19 protein-coding genes and 1 pseudogene are annotated in these 23,458 nt (G+C 42.9%); 11 read left to right on the top strand and 9 right to left on the bottom strand.

Translation table 11 applies throughout. The features are described from left to right. Positions 1-277: 277 nt before the first annotated feature. Entirely contained in the window at positions 278-406 is a 129-nt protein-coding gene (locus tag L6471_RS14105; RefSeq protein WP_262498714.1) for a hypothetical protein, read from the bottom strand. A 217-nt stretch (positions 407-623) separates the two neighbouring features. Between L6471_RS14105 and L6471_RS02370 the strand changes: the two genes are divergently transcribed. The 3 genes from L6471_RS02370 to L6471_RS02360 all read left to right on the top strand — a co-directional run bounded on the left by L6471_RS02370 (position 624) and on the right by L6471_RS02360 (position 3,236). Further along, on the top strand, positions 624-1,337 hold the full coding sequence (locus L6471_RS02370; protein ID WP_237796722.1) for a hypothetical protein: 714 nt from the start codon (positions 624-626) through the stop codon (positions 1,335-1,337). Between the two features lie 116 nt (positions 1,338-1,453). After that, positions 1,454-2,443, top strand: coding sequence for a RepB family plasmid replication initiator protein (locus L6471_RS02365; RefSeq protein WP_237796721.1), 990 nt, complete (start codon positions 1,454-1,456; stop codon positions 2,441-2,443). 346 nt (positions 2,444-2,789) lie between these two features. Then, on the top strand, positions 2,790-3,236 hold the full coding sequence (locus tag L6471_RS02360; RefSeq protein WP_144263832.1) for a hypothetical protein: 447 nt from the start codon (positions 2,790-2,792) through the stop codon (positions 3,234-3,236). Between the two features lie 6 nt (positions 3,237-3,242). Here the strand turns inward: L6471_RS02360 and L6471_RS02355 are convergent, their stop codons facing one another. From L6471_RS02355 to L6471_RS02340, 4 genes are read right to left on the bottom strand one after another with little or no spacing between them, the layout of a single operon-like run. Next, positions 3,243-4,112 (bottom strand): transporter substrate-binding domain-containing protein, encoded by an 870-nt coding sequence (locus L6471_RS02355; protein ID WP_237796720.1) that lies wholly within the window; start codon positions 4,110-4,112, stop codon positions 3,243-3,245. Positions 4,113-4,147: 35 nt separating this feature from the next. Next, positions 4,148-5,887 (bottom strand): M15 family metallopeptidase, encoded by a 1,740-nt coding sequence (locus tag L6471_RS02350; protein ID WP_237796719.1) that lies wholly within the window; start codon positions 5,885-5,887, stop codon positions 4,148-4,150. Positions 5,888-5,918: 31 nt separating this feature from the next. After that, positions 5,919-6,722, bottom strand: a complete 804-nt coding sequence (locus tag L6471_RS02345; RefSeq protein WP_237796718.1) for a M15 family metallopeptidase — start codon at positions 6,720-6,722, stop codon at positions 5,919-5,921. A gap of 5 nt (positions 6,723-6,727) precedes the next feature. Then, positions 6,728-7,195 (bottom strand): cupin domain-containing protein, encoded by a 468-nt coding sequence (locus tag L6471_RS02340; protein ID WP_237796717.1) that lies wholly within the window; start codon positions 7,193-7,195, stop codon positions 6,728-6,730. A 686-nt stretch (positions 7,196-7,881) separates the two neighbouring features. Between L6471_RS02340 and L6471_RS02335 the strand changes: the two genes are divergently transcribed. Further along, positions 7,882-8,115, top strand: coding sequence for a hypothetical protein (locus L6471_RS02335; RefSeq protein ID WP_237796716.1), 234 nt, complete (start codon positions 7,882-7,884; stop codon positions 8,113-8,115). On the opposite strand, the gene L6471_RS02330 is transcribed toward L6471_RS02335, so the two are convergent. Genes L6471_RS02330 through L6471_RS02320 form a run of 3 tightly spaced genes read right to left on the bottom strand, consistent with a single transcriptional unit; the run spans position 8,112 to position 10,090 of the window. Continuing rightward, the gene (locus tag L6471_RS02330) at positions 8,112-9,164 is read right to left on the bottom strand and encodes a tetratricopeptide repeat protein (protein WP_237796715.1); all 1,053 of its coding nucleotides are present in this window, start codon (positions 9,162-9,164) and stop codon (positions 8,112-8,114) included. The genes L6471_RS02335 and L6471_RS02330 overlap by 4 nt on opposite strands. Before the next feature lie 9 nt (positions 9,165-9,173). Further along, entirely contained in the window at positions 9,174-9,707 is a 534-nt protein-coding gene (locus L6471_RS02325; RefSeq protein WP_237796714.1) for an energy transducer TonB family protein, read from the bottom strand. Beyond that, positions 9,704-10,090, bottom strand: a complete 387-nt coding sequence (locus L6471_RS02320; RefSeq protein WP_039871020.1) for a LytTR family DNA-binding domain-containing protein — start codon at positions 10,088-10,090, stop codon at positions 9,704-9,706. The genes L6471_RS02325 and L6471_RS02320 overlap by 4 nt, the downstream gene beginning before the upstream one ends. Before the next feature lie 365 nt (positions 10,091-10,455). Here L6471_RS02320 and L6471_RS02315 point away from each other — a divergent pair, with 365 nt between their 5' ends. The 4 genes and pseudogenes from L6471_RS02315 to L6471_RS02300 all read left to right on the top strand — a co-directional run bounded on the left by L6471_RS02315 (position 10,456) and on the right by L6471_RS02300 (position 18,274). Beyond that, on the top strand, positions 10,456-12,714 hold the full coding sequence (locus L6471_RS02315; protein ID WP_237796713.1) for an outer membrane beta-barrel protein: 2,259 nt from the start codon (positions 10,456-10,458) through the stop codon (positions 12,712-12,714). A 4-nt stretch (positions 12,715-12,718) separates the two neighbouring features. Further along, positions 12,719-12,853: pseudogene (locus tag L6471_RS14220) on the top strand (cysteine peptidase family C39 domain-containing protein); the annotation flags it as partial. A gap of 938 nt (positions 12,854-13,791) precedes the next feature. After that, the gene (locus L6471_RS02305) at positions 13,792-16,116 is read left to right on the top strand and encodes a TonB-dependent receptor domain-containing protein (RefSeq protein ID WP_237796712.1); all 2,325 of its coding nucleotides are present in this window, start codon (positions 13,792-13,794) and stop codon (positions 16,114-16,116) included. An 82-nt stretch (positions 16,117-16,198) separates the two neighbouring features. Then, positions 16,199-18,274 (top strand): TonB-dependent receptor, encoded by a 2,076-nt coding sequence (locus L6471_RS02300; protein WP_237796711.1) that lies wholly within the window; start codon positions 16,199-16,201, stop codon positions 18,272-18,274. 56 nt (positions 18,275-18,330) lie between these two features. On the opposite strand, the gene L6471_RS02295 is transcribed toward L6471_RS02300, so the two are convergent. Next, positions 18,331-19,209: a LytR/AlgR family response regulator transcription factor gene (locus L6471_RS02295; protein ID WP_094448503.1), complete on the bottom strand. Its 879-nt coding sequence runs from the start codon at positions 19,207-19,209 to the stop codon at positions 18,331-18,333. Positions 19,210-19,438: 229 nt separating this feature from the next. On the opposite strand from L6471_RS02295, the gene L6471_RS02290 reads away from it, so the two are divergent. From L6471_RS02290 to L6471_RS02280, 3 genes are all read left to right on the top strand, one after another. Then, positions 19,439-20,362, top strand: coding sequence for an Abi family protein (locus L6471_RS02290; protein ID WP_094448504.1), 924 nt, complete (start codon positions 19,439-19,441; stop codon positions 20,360-20,362). 149 nt (positions 20,363-20,511) lie between these two features. Continuing rightward, positions 20,512-21,060, top strand: a complete 549-nt coding sequence (locus L6471_RS02285) for a LiaF domain-containing protein (protein ID WP_237796710.1) — start codon at positions 20,512-20,514, stop codon at positions 21,058-21,060. A gap of 64 nt (positions 21,061-21,124) precedes the next feature. After that, positions 21,125-23,344, top strand: coding sequence for an outer membrane beta-barrel family protein (locus L6471_RS02280; RefSeq protein WP_237796709.1), 2,220 nt, complete (start codon positions 21,125-21,127; stop codon positions 23,342-23,344). Positions 23,345-23,458 lie beyond the last annotated feature (114 nt).

Raw genomic sequence — 23,458 nt, 5'->3', positions numbered from 1 at the left:
CGATTTGACCGCTTATGCGCTTGACTCGCAAGTAGTACCTCATTTTGTTTTTTTACCCTGAAAAGCGAGCGATTTTCCTTCAACCATAACTTCTTTTTATGCTCGTATTCCTCTGATTTACAGCATGAAAGCAATAATGCTATGAATTGTGAGTATCCCTTCGAAAAGCACCCTTGTCAGCTTGGTCAGCCCGATTTTGCATGAAAAAAAACTGGAAATAATTTTGCACATGTTTTGTGTTATTCTTAACTTTGTGTAGTCACAACAAGATGAGCTGCTAGTTGAAGTATACGAAGCATAACTCACCTACATCTTGTGGAGTAGAAATCAGTTGCAACTGTTCTGACACTTGATAGTGAACGACAAGAGATGTGCACCTTCTATGAATGGTGCACGTCTTATTCATGGGTTGACTATACTGTGTGTCCTGTCGGTTGTAACTGATTTGGAGTTATGCACAGTTTTAGTCCGCCTTAACGTATAATCTAATTTCGATAAAGATAAATGTCTGCATGGCAAAAAGGCGGAGCGAGTATTCTATAGAAGACCTCATTTTAATAACCCCGGATGCGTATCATCTTGTATCGCGTTTCGATTATTCCGAGTTTCAGATTATTGATCGGGTGTATCGGTCTATTAAGCAACTCCTGGCGAAATATATTAACGAAAAGACGGGTGATATCGATTGGGCGGATCAGAATGAAAACTCCATGGAGTTTTTTTCTTTCCCACAGTACGTTTTATACAATCGGTCTCATCTGAAGCAGTTGCGTGATAAGTTACAGCATATCTCTATAACGCCTGTTTATTTTGCCGACTCGTCGGGTTATCTGGATCGTGACAGCAGGCCACACGTGATGTTTAACGTGCAGTTGAATGTACCCCGACAGGATAGGTTTAAGATGGTAAAACTGGGTATCACGAAAGAGATGCTTATGCGCATGATCAATCATCATCCAGGTTATTTTTATGTACCACGCCATGAGTTCCAGCTACTTGGCAATTATGCCTCGTGTGGACTCTGGTGCGTGTTGCGCCGGTATTGGTCGCATCGGGAGAGCACGATTCAGTCTGACGACTGTTTTGTTGCCGACAACTGTCTTATGGAGGACGATGAGATGGTCATCAATATGTCGCCACAGGAATTAATTCATCACATGGCGGTGTATGGCAAATATGATAATTTCCATGACTTTAATCATGATCTGCTCGAAAAAGCCTCTGCGACGATTAACGGTTACCATCAGCAGGGCATGTTACCTTTTGGGGTGTCGTATTCCCTGATTGGCAAAAGCTATCTGCCTCAGGCTGTCCGGTTGATCATAACCCGGCGATGAACGTCAATAATTGGATCACTCAAAAATAAAAAAATAAATTTTAAACGTAAAGAAATATGAAAGTAGAAAAAACAGAAAACTGTATGGATGTAATACCCGGTGTTATGGGTTTTGCAATGGCGAATTGGTCTAAGTACAGTATCATTATGGCAGTGAAGGCGCTGGATAAGTTGCACGATCTGTTTCTGGCTTCGATGAACTATCATAAGACGGGCCTATACTCGTCCGATCTTGCAGCAATCAGTCGGATGAAAGAAGGCGACACGTATGCGGTCAGTTTGACGTATCATGAACTACAATTTGTGGCCGCCCATTACTGCAGAGTAGAGAACTGTGCGCGCGAATTGAGCGAAGTACCAATAGCGATGCCCTTGAGCAATCCGAACACCAAGAAGGTTGATTACATCAAGTTTCCCTGTTTTGCGCACGTGGTAGATCATGCTGATAATCACACCGTTACCTTTCAGTTTAGTAGAGCAATACTGTTTTATCTGCTCCGGTGTGAATATGGTCTCCACAGTATCGATACATCAGCACTACTCCACATGAAAAGTTTGCATGCCATGCATTTATATATCTTCCTTTCCTGTTGGGTGGCTGCAGGCTACTGCCATTGCACCTATCTGCAGCTGATGCATATCCTCTGTCCGGGTAAATCAACGAATGACTTGAAGTATGCTCGAATGTCGACCGTTGATCGAGCTGTCACTGAGCTTGATGAACTGCTTAAGCATCATATTTCGCGTTGCAGCTGTTCGTATAAACTGAAAACCATCAAGGATAAAGCAACCAAAAGACGTAGGGTATCATCGGTGAAGTTTTTCCTGATTTTTCGGAAAACACCAGTCGAAGAAGAGCACGATGCCTTATTAAACAACATCAGCCGAAAACGAGTCAGCACCAGACTGATCACGCTGTTAAATTTTACCGAAAAAGCTGCTGCCAGATATACCCAAAGTATGTCGTTCGAGAAAGAGTCACAGGTGATGCATGCCATCAACAATGCATTGCGCAAACAGGCAGACTGCAGTTTGCGTGGTGTCAGTTTTAATCCCTATGCGTATCTTCGCTCAGCCTTCAGAAACATTTTTGGCCATGATATTTAAATCTTACCAAGTCGATCCGTTAGCCCTCAAAAATGTTACCAAGTCGATACGCTAGGACTTACCAAGTCGATCCGTTAGAAGGTTTTTGCTTAACCAAACCGATCCGCTACCCTTACCAAGTCGATCCGTTACACATGCGCTCAAGCCCGATAAACACTGGGCTGAACGGGGATTGAGAAATATTTAAAATATTATATATATATAACCAAGTGATAGAAATATTATTTAGAAATATTGCAATAAGAGCAAAAAATGTTGTTTTGAATTTAGTAGACATGAACCGCCTTATGGTTCGCTTATTTGCTGCTGGTGTATTACAATGGCTTTGGAAATGAAAAATAGCAGAATGATAGAAGAAGCATTGCGCAAGATGCATGAAATCGAAGGGATGCTCAGACCGATGCTGGGAGAGACGGCTGCAGCAGAGCGTTATCCTGCTGAGTGTGCCACAGGCAGCGCCTCGAAGCCTATAACCGATGACCCATTGCTAGCAGAACTGCTCAGTATGGCTGAACCCAGAAGACACCAACTGATATGCGACAATTATCGGCGAGACTTCCGGCAGCATATCAAGCTCGTATCCTGTCAGGGCAAAATACTGGTGCAGTTTATCAACGATAAAGACGGTCTGTATACGAAATATTTTCACCGCAATTTTCTGTTGAGTCTACGAGACGACATCCTGCCGTATTTAGAACCCGAAAAATCGCACAATCTGGTGTTTCTGTATCATCGGTTGAGCCGTCATTTTGTGCATCCCTGCAAACTCACGTATTTTCTCCGTGTGGTGTAAGTTGGGTTATTTCGAGTGTTCCTCCGGGCGATCGTATCCATACACGAGGCCGTACTTCTCATGGAGCTTTCGCAAACTGCCATCCGCTTTCATCTGGGCAATGACAGCATTCACCAGTGCCAGGAGATCGTCCTGTCCCTTACGCATCAGCACGCCGATTTCACCGTGCGTAAAGGGAGTACTGAGCAAAGGGGCAGCAAGTCGTGTGTCGTTCTGCACATACCAGGGAGCCTCCGTGATTTCAGTAATCATCACATCGGCATGGCCCTCCGCCACCTGCGAAGGTATTTCCTCGTTCTGCGGATACACGACGATTGTAGCGTGCGACAGCTTCTCCCGGGCAAATTTCTCGTTGAGTCCGCCTGGATTTACCATCACGCACACTTCGGGCTTGTCGATATCAGCCAACGACTGAAACCGCTGGGCATCGCCGGCACGGCACAGAATAGTTTTGCCATTGCATAGATAACCATCGCTCATCAGCATGGCAGTCTTACGAGTATCCGTAATGGTGATGCCCCCGATAGCGAAGTCGAAGGTCTGCGGATCGGTCATCACGTCGGCAGAAAGGGTAGGCCATGAGGTTGGCACGAATGTGATGTCCACGCCTATACGCTGCGCTATTTTTTCAGCCATATCAATGCCAAAGCCCCAGTAGTTGCCCTCTGCCTCGCGGTATGACAACGGGCGATAGTCGCCCGTTGTTCCCACCAGCAACTTGCCACGCTTCACGATCTGAGCAATCTTCCCGGTGCGTGGTACGTCAGTACCCTCCTGATCGTGCACCCAATTATCGGAATTCGTACAGGAGGCCAAGGCAGATAAACTGCCCAGAACCAGCCATACGAAAAGAACCCAAAGTTTATATCTTTTCATCTGCTGCTTAAGGAATAAATAGACCAGTCGTCGTATTACTCGACGAACTCAAAATGTTGATAATCCTTGACGGAGGTCCAGTCACCGCCCCATTCGAAGCCCGCCTCAGTGAAGAGTTTGAAGCAGAGGTCATCGTGAGTAATCTTGTACGGGAAGTCCCACGAACGGTCGCAGTACGGTTCACCCGTAGCAGGTTCGATGAGAAGCGAACCGCTGGAAAGGGTTTTGATGTAAGGATTATAGAGCGTGTTGATATCCACAGCCAGTCCACGGGCATGCTTCGACAGCGTACTGGAGGCGGAGATGTTACGGTAGCAGAAGCACGATGAGTTATTGTCTCGCATCTGAGTCTCGTCGTCCGCATTATACACGTCGGGTAGGAGCATCCGCTGGATAGGATACTTCGCCTCAAACAACTGGCGCAGGATGGTTACGAGGCGATCGGCAATCTGCTTGTTGCACACCATCTCGCCGACGTGCATCTGCTGATCGTAGTCCCAGTGCAGTGCGCGGATATGGCGCAGGTCATCCCGGCCGATGTAAGGATTCTCCTTGTAGGTTTTGCCCTGCATCCGAGCCCACACACCGTCGGGAATAGGTTCTGCAGCAAAGCACTTGTCGATACCGCCGAAAGCATCCACATCAGCCTGACTGACGGTGCGACCAGCCTGCCACTCCGTGAGGGCACGGGTATCGACAGGGAACGTGAAGTCGGTCTTCACCACACCGTCACCATAGATGGTCTTGAAGTCATCCCGCATAGAGATGACATGATAGCCGGCTGCACGCCACTGTTCAGCCAATCTGAGCGCTTTGTCCCGGTCGGCATGGTCGCGCTGGTCATCATCGGCAATCAGCATGAAAGCCGCCGTCTTATACTTTGTATTCCCCAATGCATAGTTGTGCATGGCAGCGTCGCCCCCACTGTTGCCAAACGAGAGTACAGGCACCTTGCCGATCTCCTGGGAAATCTGCAACACCTTATTCGTCTTCAGGTTCTTGATGATGAGTTCGTCGGTGCGTACCAGATCCTCCTCCCGGCCTATCGTATAGTTCACCCCTTCCGCTGTGCCCTGACTGGTAGAATGCAGTTTCACATCCATACCGATGACCCGGTTGGGTTCGATGCCGATAGCCTCGACCAGGGCACGACTGATGAAGCGGTCAGTACCCGTGACCACGTAATACGTGAACCCATTAGCCTTGAGATAGTTGAAAACCTCAAGCATCGGTTTATAGAAACTCTGTGCGTAAGTCATGCCCGTGAAACCGTTGGCAGGCTGTTGGGCGTAGTTCTTCACGTATTGATCAAACTCAGCCAGTGTCATGCCACTATAAGCCTTAGCGGCAGCATAGGCATGTTTCAAGTCAAACTGATCAGGTAGTTTCTTACCCGTCCGCACGAAGTCGCGAATCTCCTGAGCCGTTTCCATCACCTCTTTCGGTGCCTCGTAGGCTGTATCGTCCAAGCCTCGGTGCTCCAGCAGGTTATACTCGAAATACGACGGGTAGAGTTCGCCGATGAACGTGCCGTCCATGTCGAACGTGGCAATGCGGTCTTCCTCACGGATAAAGTTCTTCGAGGTAGGGTCAGTCACATCCTTCACATAGTCCTGCAAGGCCGTCAGCGCCTCACACGAGTTCCACAGCGTGAAGTACTCCTTCGGCTGTGGATTAACCATGCTATTGTCGTCGTCCTTGCTGCACGATGTCAGCATGCCTGCGCTGCAGACAAGGAAGAAAGCGATCATCCAAGATCTTGTCAGTTTCATCATAACAATTCTATAAGTTTATAACGTCTTTGAATTATTTCTTGATTTGCTTCACCGGGAAGGTGAAATACGTATTCGGGAACGGTTCGTTTTTCAGGGTAAAATGCCACCATTCCGTATCAAACGGTTTGAAGCCGTGGCGCATCATCGCCCGACGAAGGATCATACGATGCTGAAACTGTTCTGGGGTAATGCTACGTTTCGGTTGAGCCGGACTCTTGGAGTTATTACCGGTATACTGTCCTGTTTCAGGATTGCCACAGAAGTCGGGATGACTTTCCGGACCAAACCAGTCGAAGGTACCACCCATATCCACTTCTTTCTCTGTTTTCATATCAAAGAGGGTCAGGTCGAGGGTACTGCCACGGGTATGTCCACTCTTCAAGCAGATATATTCTCGCGGAAAGAGTACGCTCTTATCGAGGTCAGGATAGAAGTAACTCTTCATCAGAGTATCGTTGACATTTTCGGCCCAACGCACGAAGTGATCGACACCTTTCTGTGGACGGTAAGCATCAAATATTTTCAAGCGATAACCCTGTTTGATCAGGTCATCGCTGACCGCCTTCAGACTGTCCGCTGCCTGTCGGGTGAGCAGCGCTGTCGGTTCTTCGTAGCCATCGATACGGCTACCCACAAAGTTGTACGTGCCGAAGTAACGTATCTCCAGAATCGCATCAGGCACGACATCTGTGAGCGTCACAAACTGACTGTTGTCTTCTGTCGAAGCAACCTTTACTTGCGCCTTATCTTTGCAGCTCTGGCAGATTGCAAGCATACATGCACCGTAGAGGAGAAGGATGACGGCTGGCATCCATAGTGTTTTCTTAGTCATCATGATATTTATTCTAATGGTATTTCCGGATGTTGTACGGCGAGTTGTTGTCCCTTCTGTGAGAGATAGAACATATAAAGGATAACGGGTTTATTTCCACGGTTTTCGCCGTGGTGTATGGTATTTACCATCTCTACGACAGCTTCACCCTCGTGCACGACTTTCTCCTTGCCGTCCTGTCCGATAATGGTCAGTTCGCCTTGCACTAGAATGCCATAGTTCATCACCGGGTGATGATGCCATCCCAGTTTTTTACCAGCAGGGAATACATATTTAACGGCAACGAGTTCGGGGCGTCCCTGGAAATAGTCGGGCAGTTCTACGCCATCCCAACTCTGTGAGGTACGTATCAGTTCTTCGCTCGATACCTGTTGTACGGGATTGTCATCTTGTGCGCGAGCCTTTTCACAACTCGTCAATATTGCCAAACTGCAAATTATAGTTGCTGCAAACAACCATGGTTTCATTATTTTCATAGATTTTTGATGCTTTATATGATTAATAATAGTATGTTTAACTTGGTATTGCAAATATACAAGAAAATTCGTTAAAAACGTTATTTTTGGTGAAAAAAAAGGGAAAGATGTCCTTTTTTTATGTTCAAATGCTTCTTAAATCCTATAAATGCAAGATAGAGTAGGGCTTATTTTTTTGATCCAAGATTCTTGTTCCAGCAATAAGCAAGCTACAGAGTAGTTGATGTAATAAATCTCACGCAAAGAACGCAAAGACGCCAAGTTTTTTAGGATGCAAAGAGTTTAAGAGTATCTCTTTTTTCTGAAGACAGAATAATCAGTCTTTTGATAGACTTCATACTCTTACAGACTTTGCGTCTTTGCGCTCTTTGCGAGAATTTTTTTATCCAAGATATTTGTTCCAGCAATAAGCAAGCTACAGAGTAGTTGATGTAATAAATCTCACGCAAAGAACGCAAAGACGCCAAGTTTTTTAGGATGCAAAGAGTTTAAGAGTATCTCTTATTTTCTGAAAACAGAATAATCAGTCTTTTGATAGACTTTATATTCTTACAGACTTTGCGTCTTTGCGCTCTTTGCGAGAATTTTTTTGGCCAAGATCATGGATAGGCTTGGCTTGTCATGGGTGTTTGGAAGGAATTTCTCCAACGTGGAATTGAAATGCATTCGCTGAACAAGATGTATTAATGACATTAGTATTGCGGGCTATTATCTACATATCGACGCCATTCATCGCCAATTCGTCAGGACATCAAAGGTTTTGGTTTTCGCTTGACTTCCGCTTGCAGGGTTTTGAGATGCCTTTCGGCCTTGCTGTCGTCAATGTTAGCCACAGCTTCGTCCGGATAGTGGGTGTCGGTGTACTTTATGCCTGTGGCGGCACAAAGCCTTCAGAGATTGAAGCAGTCGAAAAAAGCTAACGCTTATTTTTGTTTTTCACGAAAGCTTTGGCCTTTTCTATCATTTCACGATTGTCTTCTGTATCTTTTAAAGATGAAGAGTGTTTCAGAAAGAGTTTGTAGTAGTTCGCCATACCGACTGGATCTTTCAGACCGCTGTACATCTGGGCTATGTTATAATAGGTAATGGCTTTTGTTGGCTGACATTTCGAGGCTTTCTGAAAAGCAGAGATGGCATGTTCATAGTCATGAAGATAGAAGTAGGCCTCAGCCAAATCATTATACATGCCGAACAATGTTAGACTATCGGGAACGGAAAGTTCGATGGCTTGCTCCATGTATTCTGCACTTTCCTTTGGCATTCCTATTTTCATACAATTTTTGGCCAGCAACTTGAGTATAAGTATGTCTCTGCCATTCTTTATTTGGTTGGCTCTTACAAGATGGTCGTATGCATTGTTGGCATCATTCATTTCGCCATAGCAAACGCCAAGTATGAAGCTTACCTCCAAACCCTTCCATCCTTTACGGTAGAGCTTGAGATAAGAACGTTGCGCCTCGGCGTAATCGCCTAACAAGTAGCACGAATAGGCGTATTGTCGCCATACATTTAAGTTGGTAGTATCAGTCTCTAAATAACGCATTGTAAGTTGTCGAGCCGAATCTATTTTGTTCTTCTGCATCAGGTCTGCTGCAACTGATGTAATGATGTCAGCATCATAAGGATACTGCTGAAGAATTCGTTGCCCCCATGTTTCCATGGCCATTGAATCTTGTGTGTAGGAGTGAGCATAGTAGAGCTGTCGCATATCGTTGTGTGTCAAGCTATCTGCCGGTATGCGCAATAAGGTGCGACTTTCTGATTGGTAATCGCCCAGTTTGTTGTAGCACCGGGCCAAACGTCTGAACACGGCGACAGAATCGTAACCCCATTGCAATCGGGTGTATAGCGATGCTGCTGCCGAGTAGTTGAAGGCCGAGAAAAGACTATCGGCAACGTGAAGATTCTTAATTTGGCCTTGAACTCCAATGGTGGATAGACAAAAGATGATGACGGCAAAATATCTCATAAATATTGTTCATTTTCTGGTTTTACTGAATCTTACAGGTAATGTGTATTTGATGTCGGTAGCTGTGCCATTTGCCAATCGGCCCGGAGCCCACCGTGGGCATTGTTTTAAGAGGCTAACCACCTGTTGCCCGAAAGCCTTGTCTTGTGGCTCTTGCAATATCTGTATATCGGTGATGGATCCCTCTTTGCTAATAGTGAACGCTACTACTACTTCGGCATTCTCATTCTCATGCCCGTGTGGATATTTCAGGTTTTTGCCAACCCATACGAGAAACTTTTGAAAATTTTGATTACCCATAAACTTAGGAGCAATGGCATCCTTTGAAATAACCTCAACTTCTTCTAACGATTTAGCCTGTGAAGTTTTTGGGGGGGAAGTCTGTTTGTTGTATAAATATACACCTACTATCACGCCTAATATTCCAACAACTAAGAATGCAATAATAAACAACATTTTCTTAATATACTTAGTGTGTTGTATATACTTAGTGTGTTGTCCAATAATGTACACACGGTCTTCGTTGTCTACCTTATGAATCATATCTTTTTACGTTTAAAGTTAAAGTATCTCTCCATGATGTCCTTTAGACTCTTCACAGCATCCTTAGATGCCCCGACTGTAACTTTGCATCTTAGTTCACTGTCAGCCAATGTGATTTCTTTTCGTTGAATATCTATCATGAAGACAAAGTCTCGATTAATAATTAAACTTTTTCCAACCCTTATAAATCTTTCCGCCTCCAATCCCAATTGGGACTCTAACATCTTCTCAAAAGTATGCAGATTGAACGAAAAAGTATATTTTGTTCCATCAATGAGATTGAAAATGGAGTAGCTGCCATCAGATGTTACACATAGTAAACAATCTAATGGAATTTTTGCCATCTGAGATGTATTTGATATAATTATGTTATGTTGTCTCATTGATATAATTTTGGTTGTTGCAAAGATACAATATTTATTAGTTAAATTGTTTATTATATTTCCTGTTTTTTGCGAAATGATGGGGTTATTTTACGTAATGTTATTTAGCGATTCATTTCTCTCTAATTTTTCTTTTATTTTAGCGAATATGAGACTTTTATAAAGCCAAATATAGGTTTCACACATCAAGCAGACTTTTATAGTGATGGAAAAAAAATATCTCATAACTTTACACCAAGCTCGAAAAGCTCGAGTGGTTTAATATAAACATAACATAGACAAACCCAATCTGACTTATGGAACGACGCAGATTAAAAATTCTTAGTAGCAGGTTATTAATAAAATTAATCCTACCGTTTCTTTATATGTTCATTGCTGTCGGTAGCAAAGCCCAAAAACAATTATCAGGCCTTGTCGTTGACACCAATGGACAGCCTGTTATGTCTGCATCTGTGATTATTCAGTCAAGTGATTCAGCTGAGCATAATGTACAGATTACTGTAACTAATGTGGATGGAAAATTTCTCTTCCATTCCGTTTCATTTCCATATCAACTTATCATTCAGCATATGTCGTATTCAGATTCATATGTGAATGACAGTGTGTCTAATGTTCGTGTCGTATTAAAGGAAAAAGACAATACATTAGGAGAGGTTGTCGTCAAAGGCAACCGTCCCATGGTGAAAACAACAAGTGATGGTGGAATTTCATTTTCGGGCAATCAAATCAGGCAGCGCAGACTGGTCGAAACGGTCCTTGATATGATAGAGGCACTTCCAATGATGATGAAAAGTGGAGAAAGTCTTATGCTTATGGGGGCGACTGAAACTTCAATTCTTATTAATGGAAAGAAAAAAATATTGTCTGATGAGCAATTAGTAAACTACTTGAAAACCATACCGGTATCAGAGGTGAAGTCGCTTGACGTATACTATAGCACGCCTCCAAAGTTTGGTGTGCGAGGTGCTTCGGTCAACATTGTTATGTCTGCTCCGAAACATGAAGACTTGCATTTTCGCGGCGAAGGTTTCGTGTCGGCCAATTATAGTAACAGCATGAAATTTGATGGGGGCACCAACTTTAGTTTGTCATCCAAGAAATGGTCGATGAATGCTGGATATACGGAAAGCAATGCTGCCAAGCTTCGCAATCAAACTCTCGAAACAGTGCATACTCTTGATGGTGTGAATCATCATATTTTGCAGACAACCCAAACATCGTCCATATCGAAAGATAAAACGGCTGTTATGAATCTGACAATCAGTCCAAATGATAATGTGGGTGTGGATGTTGATTATGCTTTCTTGCATAAGTCACCGCGAAATAACATTAATTTTAATTCATTGATAGATCAGCAATGTATTAATGGTAATACGTTTAGCCGATATGGTTCGGATACTCACAATGTCAGAGTAGCCTTGACGTATAAAGACATAGAGTTTGGTGGAGAATATGAGCACTTCCAAGAAAATGCAGACCAAATTGTTGTGCTCGACAAAAATCAAAATATAGACAATGACCACAACCAATCGTATAGAGGGTTAAATGTATATCTCAATGGTGAGTCTGAGTTGTTCAATCATACAATAGAATATGGTATTGACGGAACACTGAGAAATACCACCAACTACGTAGGCGAAAACGGGAGTTCAGAATCGTTGATGAAACAAAACGAACTTGAAACGACAGCTTATCTGGGAATTCGAATTCCACTTGGTAAGAAGGGATTCATCAATACATCCATACAGGGTGAGTTTATCAATTCTACATATAAGCGAAACAATGGATATAAGGAAAAATTATGGAGAGATTTTGACATATATCCCACATTCATGTTGATGTATAGGTTCACTCCCCTACATATTATCCAAGCCAGCCTGTCTTCCACTAAATACTATCCTTCTTATTGGGCCAATGCAAGCTATAGTTCGTATATTGATAATTACAGTAGGATAGAAGGTAATCCTCAACTGAATCCATCAAGAAAATATGCGCTCAACGTAAACTATATTATGAGGAGTAAGTATATCATTGGGTTGTTTGGTGAAAGTCACCAGAACTACTTCACTCAACTGTTGAAACTGAAAAAAGATGAGATAGCAGCAGCCTACAAATATTACAACATACATAAGAGTCAAAGGTTTGGGGTTATGGCAATAGTTCCGCTAAATTTGATACATGGCTTTGAAAGCAAGTTTACTTTAATGGGGTTTTATATGCATCAAGAAGGAAGCATTGATGAAATTACATTGGATAAAACAAAGGTCTCTGGAAGGGCGAGCATTTCTAATACTATCAATTTATTAGGCAACAAATTGATGGCAGAGATTGATGGATGGGTGCAGCTACCGGTTATTCAAGGACTTTATGACGTTAAGGCTATGTGGAATATAACATCAAAAGTAAGCTGGAAAACTCCTATCAAAGGAATGTCGATTTCCATAAAGGTCGACGATATGTTTAATACGCTCAGAAGTCGAGTTCAATCGAATGTACCCCAACAGAGTTTTTCTTTCCGTAGTTATGGGGATAGTCGCATTTTCAGTCTTAGGCTACGTTATATATTCAATGGATATAAAGCAAAAGAAAGGAAGACGATTGTGAATGATAGATTAGGATTTTAGTAGAATGAAGTTTATTCTTCAACATGACTCTATGCAGTGTGGTATAGCTTGTCTAAAAATGATTTGCCAAAATTTTGGAAAGGAAGTGTCATTTAGCTTTCTTTCAAATATGTGCAGTTGTACAAATGAAGGAACATCTTTACTTAGTATATCTGAAACAGCAAAAAAAATCGGTTTAAAATCAATTTGCTGCAAACTTTCATTATTTTCCTGCGCCGCCGCAAGGTGCTGGACTATGAGCTCTTCGAGCAGCAGGCTATCAACAACAAGACCTACGTATATCGACGCCATTCATCGCCAATTCGTCAGGACATCAAAACATACGGATCTATTTTTTTATAGGCTTCATATTCTTTAATATCTTTGCGTCTTAGCGTACTTTGCGAGAATTTTTTTATCCAAGATCGCTGAATAGTTATTGTAATACATTTTAATGTTTAAATATTGTAAAAAAAAGCACATTGTTTCAAAAAATATATTACTTTCGCACTCGGAATACAAAATGTAAGCAAATAATTGCAATTTGCTTTCGTTTTGATGCAATTGTTCCAATAACCTTTGCGCAAGGTCAAAACAGCCCCGTCTGGATAAAAAGGCGTAACTTCTAAGACACGTAGATTCCTAGATTTAAAATGTTAATAGAATTTTTAAAGAAAGGAAACAGACTGTGGAAAAGAAAACTTAGTTTTAATGAGGTTCTTCCTATGGAGGGAACTTGCTCCTGTAGAGTTAAATTCAATTCAGATACCATCCAAAAATCTTTCCCTTTGTTCAGTTTGCTAGCCAACAAAAGAGAATTGTGCTCCAATTGTTGGGCTCGCAATTTATGCGAGGGTTGTCCTAGGGAATTTTTTTATGATAAAACAAACAAATGCTATCTGACAACTCCTAATGAGGATAAATGTACCTCACAAAGAGAACATATAGAAAAGATTCTTTTAAGCATATCACATTTGAGGCAAGATAAAAGAAAATGGCACGATTATGTACAAGGTATAAATGAGATGTGCAAAGAAAAGATTTGTTAGTATAAATGCTTGCCTACATTTACAAAAAAGTATGTTTGATTATAAAATCATGAAAAAGTTTTTCTTTACAATAGTCGTGTGTAGCTCAACAATGTCGCAGATGATGGCACAGAACATTTCAGGAAAGATTGTAGATTCCAAAGGAGAGCCTTTGGCCTTTGCAAATGTAGTGCTTCTAAACCGTCAAGATTCTACATTTGTCAATGGGGGTATGAGTGGCGAGAATGGATGTTTTTCTATCGAATCCTCTTGCAGCGGAGGAATCATCAAGGTAACTTCCGTAGGATATAAGACAATATTCAAGGACTGCAAAGGTGAGAATGTGGGAGTTATTAAGATGGAAGAAGATAGTAAAATGCTCGGTGAAGTAGTAGTAAAATCATCTTTGCCAAAGACCGTTTTGAAAAATGGGGGAATGATGACTACTATTGTTGGTTCTGTCCTTGAAAAGGCAGGATCAATGGAGAATCTGCTCGACCGCATACCTAACGTGTCTGCACAGAATGGCAACATCAAGGTGTTTGGACGTGGCGAGCCTATCATCTATATCAATGGACGACAGATGAGAGACAAAAGCGAACTCGACCATTTGAGTTCGGACAACATCAAGTCGGTTGAAGTAATATCCAACCCGGGTGCTCGTTATGCTGCAAGCACTAAGGCTGTTATACGTATCACCACAAAGAAGATACAAGGAGATGGATTCGGATTTGACGCTACAACAGAAGGATCGTACGACGAGAAAAAGAACACTGGTGGATATGAAAGACTGAATATGTATTACCGTAAGAACGGATTGGAGCTTGGTGCTTACGCCTATGGCGCAAAAAAATCATCGCCAGACGAGAAGGACTTGCAGCAAATGACATATCTCGACAAGACATGGAACCAACAGGACAAAACACGATGGAAAAACAAATCCGAAACTTTTAGTTCTCGCTTGAATGTCAGTTATCAGTTTGACGACAACAATTCGTTGGGAGCAAGCTTTAGTTTCTTACGCAATCCAAAGCTGATAATAGACGGAAAGTCGGAAAACTCTTTGCTGAGAGATGAAGATTTAACGGAGACCAGCACTTCTGTCGAATCAGAGTTTGGGCAGAACAGCAACTTGTCAAGCAATATATATTATGTAGGCAAGGTATGGAAATTGGGCATTGACTTCAATACCGACTGGTTTTGGTCTAAAGGAAACAGTAAAAACAATATAGATGAGCATTATCAGGAGGTAAACTCGGAAATACAAAACCAACTTGTAAACAGTACCACTTCAAAATACAACCGCCTGATATCATCCAAATTGGTGCTCTCTTATCCGCTGTTGGATGGTGGCTTGTCTGTAGGTGGCGAGTATTCATTCACAAACCGTAACACCAACTACGCCATCATTCCAAACACTCTTGCTGACAATGTAAGAGACCGCATAAAAGAAGGCATGTCGTCTGTGTTCGTCACCTATAGTCGTGACTTTGGCAAGTTGAACATGGAAGTGGGTTTGAGATACGAGAATGTAGATTTCAAATATTATGACGATGGCAAGTATATGGCGGAGCAAAGCAAGACTTATAGCAACTGGTTTCCGTCTCTCAGCCTTTCGATGCCTTTGGGCAATGTACAGATGCAGCTCAGCTATGCAGCCGACATCGACCGTCCTAGCTACTGGGTATTAAGAAGTGGTGTACAATATGACAATCATTATACATACGAGACCGGTAATCCGTTTCTTGTCTCAGAGATTTCAAGAAATATAAGTTACGACCTCGCCTACAAATGGTTGATTTTCAACTTGACTTATGAACATGTAACTGATCCAATTTATCAAATAGTAGAGATGTATAAGGACAATGCTACCATTGGATTGATGAGGATGATAAATGGTGAATCTTATAACAAAATGACTTCGTCGCTCACCTTGCAGCCTACCTTTGGTATTTGGCATCCAGTGCTGTCAGCAATGGTTGAGAAGCAATGGTTCAAGTTAGAAACAAGGGACGGATATTATCTTAACAAGCCTTTAGCGGAACTTAAATTCAACAACACTTTCGATACGAAATGGGCGATGTTCTCCGTTATGATGACTTACATCACAAAGGGACATGAGGGGAACAATTATGTCTACAAACCGATGTTCGACACCGACTTGTCTATATACAAAAGCTTCCTAAAAGACTGCTTGACTTTCCAGCTTTATGTCAACGACGTGTTTGGCACGAACGACAGTCACGTCATAGGTAAATACGGCAAACTGAAGGAAACAATCTTCGATGAGTTCTCAACAAGTAAAATCTCATTGACAGTCCGTTATAAGTTCAATGTCACTCGAAGCAAGTATAAGGGTACAGGAGCAGGTCTAAGCCAGAAGAACAGAATGTAATTAAAGAAATAGACATGTAATATTTTGAGGCTTAGAATAAACAGTCTAACTTCGCAATCGGAAACAATAAACACGGACAATTATGAAAAAGATTATTCTATTTCTGTTGATGTTGCTGGTCATATCTCCCTGCCAAGCAACCTGTTTCTTTCTATGTATGTCCATTTTGCCAATAAGAGCTCAAATCGACACACTGAACATACAACACTTGAAAGGTGTAACTGTAAGTGGTCAATATATACAACAAGCAGCCGACCATTACAATTGCATTCCTACGTCGAAACAGCGTAAACATTCGCACTCAGGTTATGAACTTGTAAGAAGCATGATGATACCGGGTGTTGACGTGGACACAGAAAGCGGGAAAGTGTCAACTCCTGCCGGTGCTGCCACTCTCTATATAAATGGCCGCGAGGCAACCTTTAGAGAAATACAAAGTCTGAGGACGAAAGATGTAGTACGTGTAGAGTATTACGATATGCCGACAGGAAAGTACGCTAAGGATTTGGCAGTGCTAAATTATGTTGTCAAGCAGTTCAAGTCAGGAGGCTACACGCAGTTGGACGCGCTGCAAGGCTTGGGCTACAAGTGTGGAGACTACAACATCACTTCCAAATACAGTTTTGGAAATTCTAACGCAAACCTATGGGCTGGCTATAGCAACGCCAATCCAAAGGAAGACATGGTCTCAAAGGAAGACTACCTGCTGCCTGATGCTGTTGCAAAGGGTTCTTCATCCAGTGGCAATGACAAAGAAAACATCGGAAAGTACATAACAGCAAGCATTAGTAACATGACACCAAAACGGACGTGGATGCTTCGGGCAAGTATTGAGGCAAGTAAACAGTGGGATAATATTATGAATGGCAAAACGGAATATGCTTCAGAATATGGAAATTTGGCTTTTGACAAGACGCAATACTCACGAAGCAGTACTGTAAAACCTACATTATACGCTTACTTTCAAAAGCAGATAGGATCGAGCCACAACTTTGATGCTGTCCTCGATTGCTATTATGCCGACAACAAATACAACCGTGACTTCCTTGAGGGCGACAGGTTTGTAAGTGATGTCGATGAGGACTATTTCTATGGAAAGTTCAATGCCAACTACAGCATCGCCCTGCCTAAGAGTAATAACCTTACGTTCAGTCTTCATGAGTATATGCGAGTCTCTCAAGACAGCTACGGAGGTTCTGCCGATTATTGGCAGCATCTGCATTCATCAGAGACAATATTCTTTGTGGACTATAACAAGAGGTGGAAGAAAGTGATGCTTGACTTCAATCCCGGTCTGTCGTATCTTGTCTACAGACTGCATGGCGATGATGCGGTAAAGCACGTCACCCCACGTCTTCAACTCTCATCGTCATGGATGCCAGACAAGTTACAGCGTGTCCGTTTGTTCTTCTCCTTGGGTAATACATTCCCTTCATTGAACACTGTCAACAATGTGAGTCAGCAGATTGACCGCATCATGATACGTCGTGGTAATCCGGATATGGACAACTCCACTTTGCTCGGTCCCGGCTTTACCTACTCTCTCAATTACAAGCAGATTTCAGCAATGCTATCATGCTACTACATGTATATGAGCAATGCCATCGTAAACACTTACTCTGTTGAAGGCGGTAACATAATAAACACATTCTCAAGCGATGCGCGAAGTCATCAGACTTCCACATCGTTGTCCGTTACATGGAAACCGTCGGCAATTTTCAACGTCAAGATGGATGGTAACTTCACATATGCGAGAGTGACTATGGCAGATGAAGAGCAGCAGAGAGGATGGCAGATGGGCTTGCAAGCCAACTACTATGTTCGCGACTTCTCCTTCTCAGCTTCTTGCAAATCATTGACCCGTTCACTAAACAATTATCAATACCATATCCGCCAACCGTGGCAATACGGTCTGTCTGCAGAATGGAGCCACAACAATCTTGCTGTGGTGTTGGAGGCGAAGAACCTTTTCATACAGGACAACGTTTTGAAACGGTCATTATCGGCAGAAATTTACAACCTTTCTGAGCAATTCCGCCGTGAGAGGGACAATTCCTACGTTTCTTTAAAGTTTATCTGTTCAATCGATTATGGAAAGAAAGTGAGCCATTCCCTAAAGTATGAAACAAAGAATGCCGATAGTACTATAATGAGATAATGATTATTCATACATGGATACTGTCAGGGATACATGTGTTGCCATTCGCATAGAGTCTAAATGGAGATATGAGGTTCCAACAGTTTCTTGAGCTTGCTGATATTACTACGAGATACGGGAATGGTATCGTGACAGTGTTGCATCACAAGTTGCATGGCTTGAGCCGTGGACGAGATTTTCTCTACCTGACCAAGGTTAACGATAAAGGCACGATGGCAGCGCACAATCGTCGCATAAGTCTGCAGCGTTTCCTCCATCTGTTTCATGGTAGCCCGAAGCATACGAGTCTGTACCTGGTCATCTTGGAGCTGGTATATCTTCACATAATTACCCACAGACTCTATATATAATAAGTGAGCCACGTCAAGGGAAATACTTTCGTTGGTATTGCCTTCCAGGGTTATCGGTGTCTGCTGAGTTTCCGCCTTAGACTCCGTCTCAGTCCTCTGCAATTTCTTCAGTTGCTCATTCATCTCTCTCGCTTCCTCCAGTTCTGCAGCCAGGAAGCGACTACGATACTTGAAGCGCCAATATACCCCGATCGTATACGAGCAGAAAGTCATAATGATCAGTGTTTCGAGGTAATTACTCCACGACAAACTATTACCGTCTACGCGAGCACTCAGCACAAAATGGCGATAGAGACATATCATCAATGAAACCAGCGGAGTATTGATCAACTGAAACCACAGGTTGCGACGAGTGATATACCCAATACCGCGATCCAGCGATCTCGGCATACGGATAATATACTTCAGAATACATTCTGTAACGGCACAAACCATGATTCCCAAAACCCATATCAGCAGCAGGTGGAGATAAGCTTCCCACTGCCACGCACTGAGTCCGAAGGGCTTAAATATGCCTAAGGTAATGACATAAAAGGCTACGCTTAAGATTCTAACGTTTAATGTTTCTTTTTTAGCTTGGTTCATAGTAAGTCGCAAAAATACAGAATAATGCTGACGTAGCAAAACGATTTAGGAAGAATTGAAGTCTTCTAGTGAAAAAACTTATGAAAAACTTGCATAATTCAAGAAATTATGCTATCTTTGCTCTCGAAATTATGAAGATTCTCGGATAAGATAGTCCGAATCAAACGATAACAGAACCCGTCGGCATCCCTTAGATCTGCTGGCGGGTCACTTTTTTATATAGGCAGCAATGAGTAATCAGAAGCCACGTACGATAGACGAACAAATCCGCCTACTCCGTTCAAGGGGGATGGCATTTGGCAATGAAGAGGAAGCCAAGAAGTGTCTAGCACACATCAGCTATTTCCGTCTAAAATACTATTGGACGGATATGCGAGATGAAGAAACGGAACATGATTTCAAGGAAGGATCCTTGTTTGACGATGTGATTGCCCGATATAACTTTGACCGCAACCTACGGTTAATCCTCTTTGATGCCATTGAAATAATAGAGGTGGCACTACGTGCTAAGATTATCAACCATCTATCGCAGGCAAAGGATAGTGGACTTTGGTATTTGGACGCTTCTCTCTTTGAACGTAAAGACTATTACGAGGACTTCGTACTCGACCTCATGTATGAGTTTGACCGTAGCACCGAGCCGTTTGCCAAAGAATATATTGCAGAGCATCCCAGTTGGGAAAGGGAGTCGATGGAGGGCGACAATCCTGATGCATGGATGATTCTTGAGGTTGCCACCTTCGGCACACTTTCGAAGATGTATAAGAACTTGAAGAGCCAGTTGCCAGAACGTGCTGCTATTGCCAACGACTTCGGGCTGTATTCCGCAAAAGAGCTATCCAGTTGGCTGGAAGCCATTTCTGTGCTTCGTAACATCATAGCCCACCACTCACGCCTCTGGAACCGAAGCCTTGCCAAACAAGTGACTAATCCCAAAGGACATCGTGACAAGTGGTTGTTGAATCCATTGACGGACAACCAGAAGAAGAAACCATTTGGAGTGATTTCCGCAATGCTCTATCTCTGCAATGCCGTGTACCCAGACAACCAGATAAAGGATAAACTTCTTGCCTTGATTGACCACAGCCCCAACATACCTTATTATAAATATGGTTTTGTAGGTGACTGGCGCAAGGAGCCGATATGGCGGTAAGCACCGATATTTCCAAACCATTTATCATATTTCTGCATTTTATCCCATTTTTCTTACCATTTGTCACAAATTGACGCAGAATATCCCAGTTTTTTGGATACCCCAATATACCCCTATATCTTTGCATCCGTCAACTAAATTTTATTATTATGCGAAGAATGATTTTTGGTATTATTTTTATAGTATTCGGTTTATTGAAGTTGGCTGATATTTGGGGAATTGTACACTTAGCATGGTTGAAGCAACAGATTTTTCTTGATTATTTCGGTGCTGCTTTGATTATATATATAGGTGTAGAATTGATAGTCAGCAGTTATCAGCATCATCCTGACCAGTGGCTGAAGCGTCCGCTGCCTATTGGCGACGATGGTAAGCGCATTGTCTGTTCCGCCCGTTATGGTGGTGATGAGTATGTATTCAGCGGTGAACCTTTTCATGGTGCGCGTCTGGATGCCTTCTGTGGTGGTATTCGTATGGATTTGCGCAATGCTACGATTACAGAGGATGAAGAAATCGAGATTCACACGTTTTGTGGTGGAGTAGATCTCTATGTACCTCCAACGGTAAATATACTCGTGAAGAGTCGCAGTTTTATGGGTGGGGTAAATAATCATTCCGCAATGACTGTAGGCAAGGATGTGCACAATCTGCATATTATCGCTGATAATTTTCTCGGTGGTGTGAATATCAAAAATTAATACGTAAAATCATTAAATTTTTTTGAGGTAAAAGATTAATCCTGACTCAAGTAGTGATGTAGTTATGGAAAAGTTAAAAATGACGATGACAGCCATGATGGCTGTCACGATGATGAGTCTGCATGTTCAGGCTCATAATGTGGGTGAAAGTGGAAAAAACAGTAAGCGCTCTAAGTTTGTTGTGGCAGCAGGCGAAAAGGTCGACTCGGTGATGACGATAGCAGATCATGAGATGCTGCAAGAGGTAACCGTGAAGGCACAGATGCCGAAAACCAAACTATCGGGAAACTCGATGATTACGACTATTAAGGGTACCACATTGGCGCAATCGGGATCGGTACTGGAGATGCTGGCCAAGGTGCCTGGTATGACGGCAAAGGGCGATGAACTGGAAGTGCTGGGTAAGGGCACTCCTATCTACTATATCAATGGGCGTAAGATGCTCGATAAGGACGAACTCAAGCGTTTGCGTTCTGAAGAAATTTTGAGTGTGGAGGTGATTACGAATCCTGGTGCTGACTATGATGCCACGGTCCCTGCGGTGGTTCGCATCAAGACGATTCGCCGCCATGGTGAGGGCTTCGGGTTCGACTTCATCGCGGATAATAGTCAGGAACTGACTCGTGGTTTCACAGACCCAAGCAGTACGCTCAACTTGCGTTATCGCCATAATAACCTCGATTTCTTCGGTATGGTGAATTATTGGCGATGGGATAATTCGAACAACTTCCGTATCAAACAGTCTACCTTCCTGACTGATCATGGCCATATCAAGAATATTCTTCAGAATAGTCATGTTTGCGATGACTGGCACGGACAGGGCTTGAACTATAATCTGGGGTTCAACTTGCAAATCAACGAGCAACACTCGTTGGGTGCAAGATTAGAAAGTTACAACCAGTTTAAGTCGTATGATGACATGACGGTAGAATCAGAAAATAATCTGATAGGGCAGGATTATTCGCATCAAGACAGTCATAGTCATTATCCTTATCACTGGCGGGCTAATACCTATTATAATGGTCAGGTGGGCAAACTGAATATCGATCTGAATATCGACTTCCTGACCCAGAAGGAAAGTCTGGATAATCGTATCGATGTGATACTACCTGCAGAGTCGATGATGGATCAGCGCAGCAAATCGTCATCTCGCCTCTGGGCTGCCAAACTGGTGCTCGATTATCCACTGTGGAAGGGTAAACTGCAGGCTGGTTCCGAAATGAGTTTCGCCAAACGTAAAAGTGGTTCGAGCATGACCAACTATCCGCTGCCATCTAATGACTCAAGAGTGAAAGAGAGTAATGTAGCTGCTTTTGTGGCTTATCAGGCCAACTTGCAGCAATGGGGTATGGTGAATGCTGGACTTCGCTACGAACATGTGGGATTCGACTATACTGACCTTCTCGAAAGCAAGAACAGTATAAAACGTAGTCAAGATGAATTCTTCCCGAATTTCTCCTGGTCTAAGCAATTCGGACAGATTCAGACCTCGCTGGCGTACACGATGAAGACCGTGCGTCCAAACTACAGTTCGCTTAACGACTGTATCGTCTATATCAACTCGTTTACCCTACAGCAAGGTGACTCCAAACTGAAAAATGCGACGATGCAAGAGGTTAGTGTCAATGCCCGCTATAAATGGTTGAATCTATATGTAGCTTACGAGCGTCGCAACAATACCATCACTCAGGTGCCTATGGCCTATGACGATGCAGGTGTGATGCTGTTGAAACAGACTAATCTGACGGATCCCGTGAGAAATCTTACCTGTTTCCTATCGGCCAATCCGACATGGGGCGTCTACAGTCCATCGTGGACAATAGGTGGACAGAAGTATTGGAACACCATGCAGTTTGACGACCCACGAACAGCAACCGGTAAGAAAGAAGTGACCTATACCAAACCGATCTTCTTCTTCGACCTGAACAACACTTTCCGCCTGAAACACAGCTGGCAGTTGGAAGCCAATGCAAACATCGTAACCAAAGGCGATGTGCTCAACTATCGTATAACGTCTACCGCCTGTAAACTTCACTTTGTAGTACAGAAGTGCTGGTTGAAGAATGATGCCCTCTGTGTGCGAGCCAGCATCAGCGACGTGTTACAGCGCAGTATACAGGATGTAGCTCAAGACTGTGGTTTCTTCTATGCCGAACAGACTACTCGCAGTAGAAATCATCGTGTAGCCCTCTCTATCCGTTATACCTTTAACGAATCGAAGAGTAAATACAAAGGCACGGGTGCAGGTCAAGCCGAACTTGAACGAATGGAGAGTAGTAATTAATCATCAATATTATCATATACACCGCTAAAAAATCTGTATCTAACGATAACAGAACCCGCCAGCATTCCATAGAATTGCTGGCGGGATTTTTTTTTCTATTCTTTCGGATGTCAA

The sequence above is a fragment of the Segatella bryantii genome (assembly GCF_022024215.1).
Lineage (GTDB): Bacteria > Bacteroidota > Bacteroidia > Bacteroidales > Bacteroidaceae > Prevotella > Prevotella bryantii.
The sequence above is the reverse complement of the archived record's forward strand: the minus strand, read 5'-3'. Positions and strand labels throughout refer to the sequence as shown.

Coding starts and splice junctions, on each gene's coding strand:
- L6471_RS02315 (WP_237796713.1), top strand. CDS start 10,456: ATGTTCATTGCTGTCGGTAGCAAAGCCCAAAAACAATTATCAGGCCTT.
- L6471_RS02285 (WP_237796710.1), top strand. CDS start 20,512: ATGCGAAGAATGATTTTTGGTATTATTTTTATAGTATTCGGTTTATTG.
- L6471_RS02290 (WP_094448504.1), top strand. CDS start 19,439: ATGAGTAATCAGAAGCCACGTACGATAGACGAACAAATCCGCCTACTC.
- L6471_RS02305 (WP_237796712.1), top strand. CDS start 13,792: ATGAAAAAGTTTTTCTTTACAATAGTCGTGTGTAGCTCAACAATGTCG.
- L6471_RS02340 (WP_237796717.1), bottom strand. CDS start 7,195: ATGAAAATAATGAAACCATGGTTGTTTGCAGCAACTATAATTTGCAGT.
- L6471_RS02335 (WP_237796716.1), top strand. CDS start 7,882: ATGACATTAGTATTGCGGGCTATTATCTACATATCGACGCCATTCATC.
- L6471_RS02300 (WP_237796711.1), top strand. CDS start 16,199: ATGAAAAAGATTATTCTATTTCTGTTGATGTTGCTGGTCATATCTCCC.
- L6471_RS02350 (WP_237796719.1), bottom strand. CDS start 5,887: ATGATGAAACTGACAAGATCTTGGATGATCGCTTTCTTCCTTGTCTGC.
- L6471_RS02320 (WP_039871020.1), bottom strand. CDS start 10,090: ATGAGACAACATAACATAATTATATCAAATACATCTCAGATGGCAAAA.
- L6471_RS02360 (WP_144263832.1), top strand. CDS start 2,790: ATGATAGAAGAAGCATTGCGCAAGATGCATGAAATCGAAGGGATGCTC.
- L6471_RS02330 (WP_237796715.1), bottom strand. CDS start 9,164: ATGAGATATTTTGCCGTCATCATCTTTTGTCTATCCACCATTGGAGTT.
- L6471_RS02325 (WP_237796714.1), bottom strand. CDS start 9,707: ATGATTCATAAGGTAGACAACGAAGACCGTGTGTACATTATTGGACAA.
- L6471_RS14105 (WP_262498714.1), bottom strand. CDS start 406: ATGAATAAGACGTGCACCATTCATAGAAGGTGCACATCTCTTGTCGTT.
- L6471_RS02365 (WP_237796721.1), top strand. CDS start 1,454: ATGGCGAATTGGTCTAAGTACAGTATCATTATGGCAGTGAAGGCGCTG.
- L6471_RS02345 (WP_237796718.1), bottom strand. CDS start 6,722: ATGATGACTAAGAAAACACTATGGATGCCAGCCGTCATCCTTCTCCTC.
- L6471_RS02295 (WP_094448503.1), bottom strand. CDS start 19,209: ATGAACCAAGCTAAAAAAGAAACATTAAACGTTAGAATCTTAAGCGTA.
- L6471_RS02280 (WP_237796709.1), top strand. CDS start 21,125: ATGGAAAAGTTAAAAATGACGATGACAGCCATGATGGCTGTCACGATG.
- L6471_RS02355 (WP_237796720.1), bottom strand. CDS start 4,112: ATGAAAAGATATAAACTTTGGGTTCTTTTCGTATGGCTGGTTCTGGGC.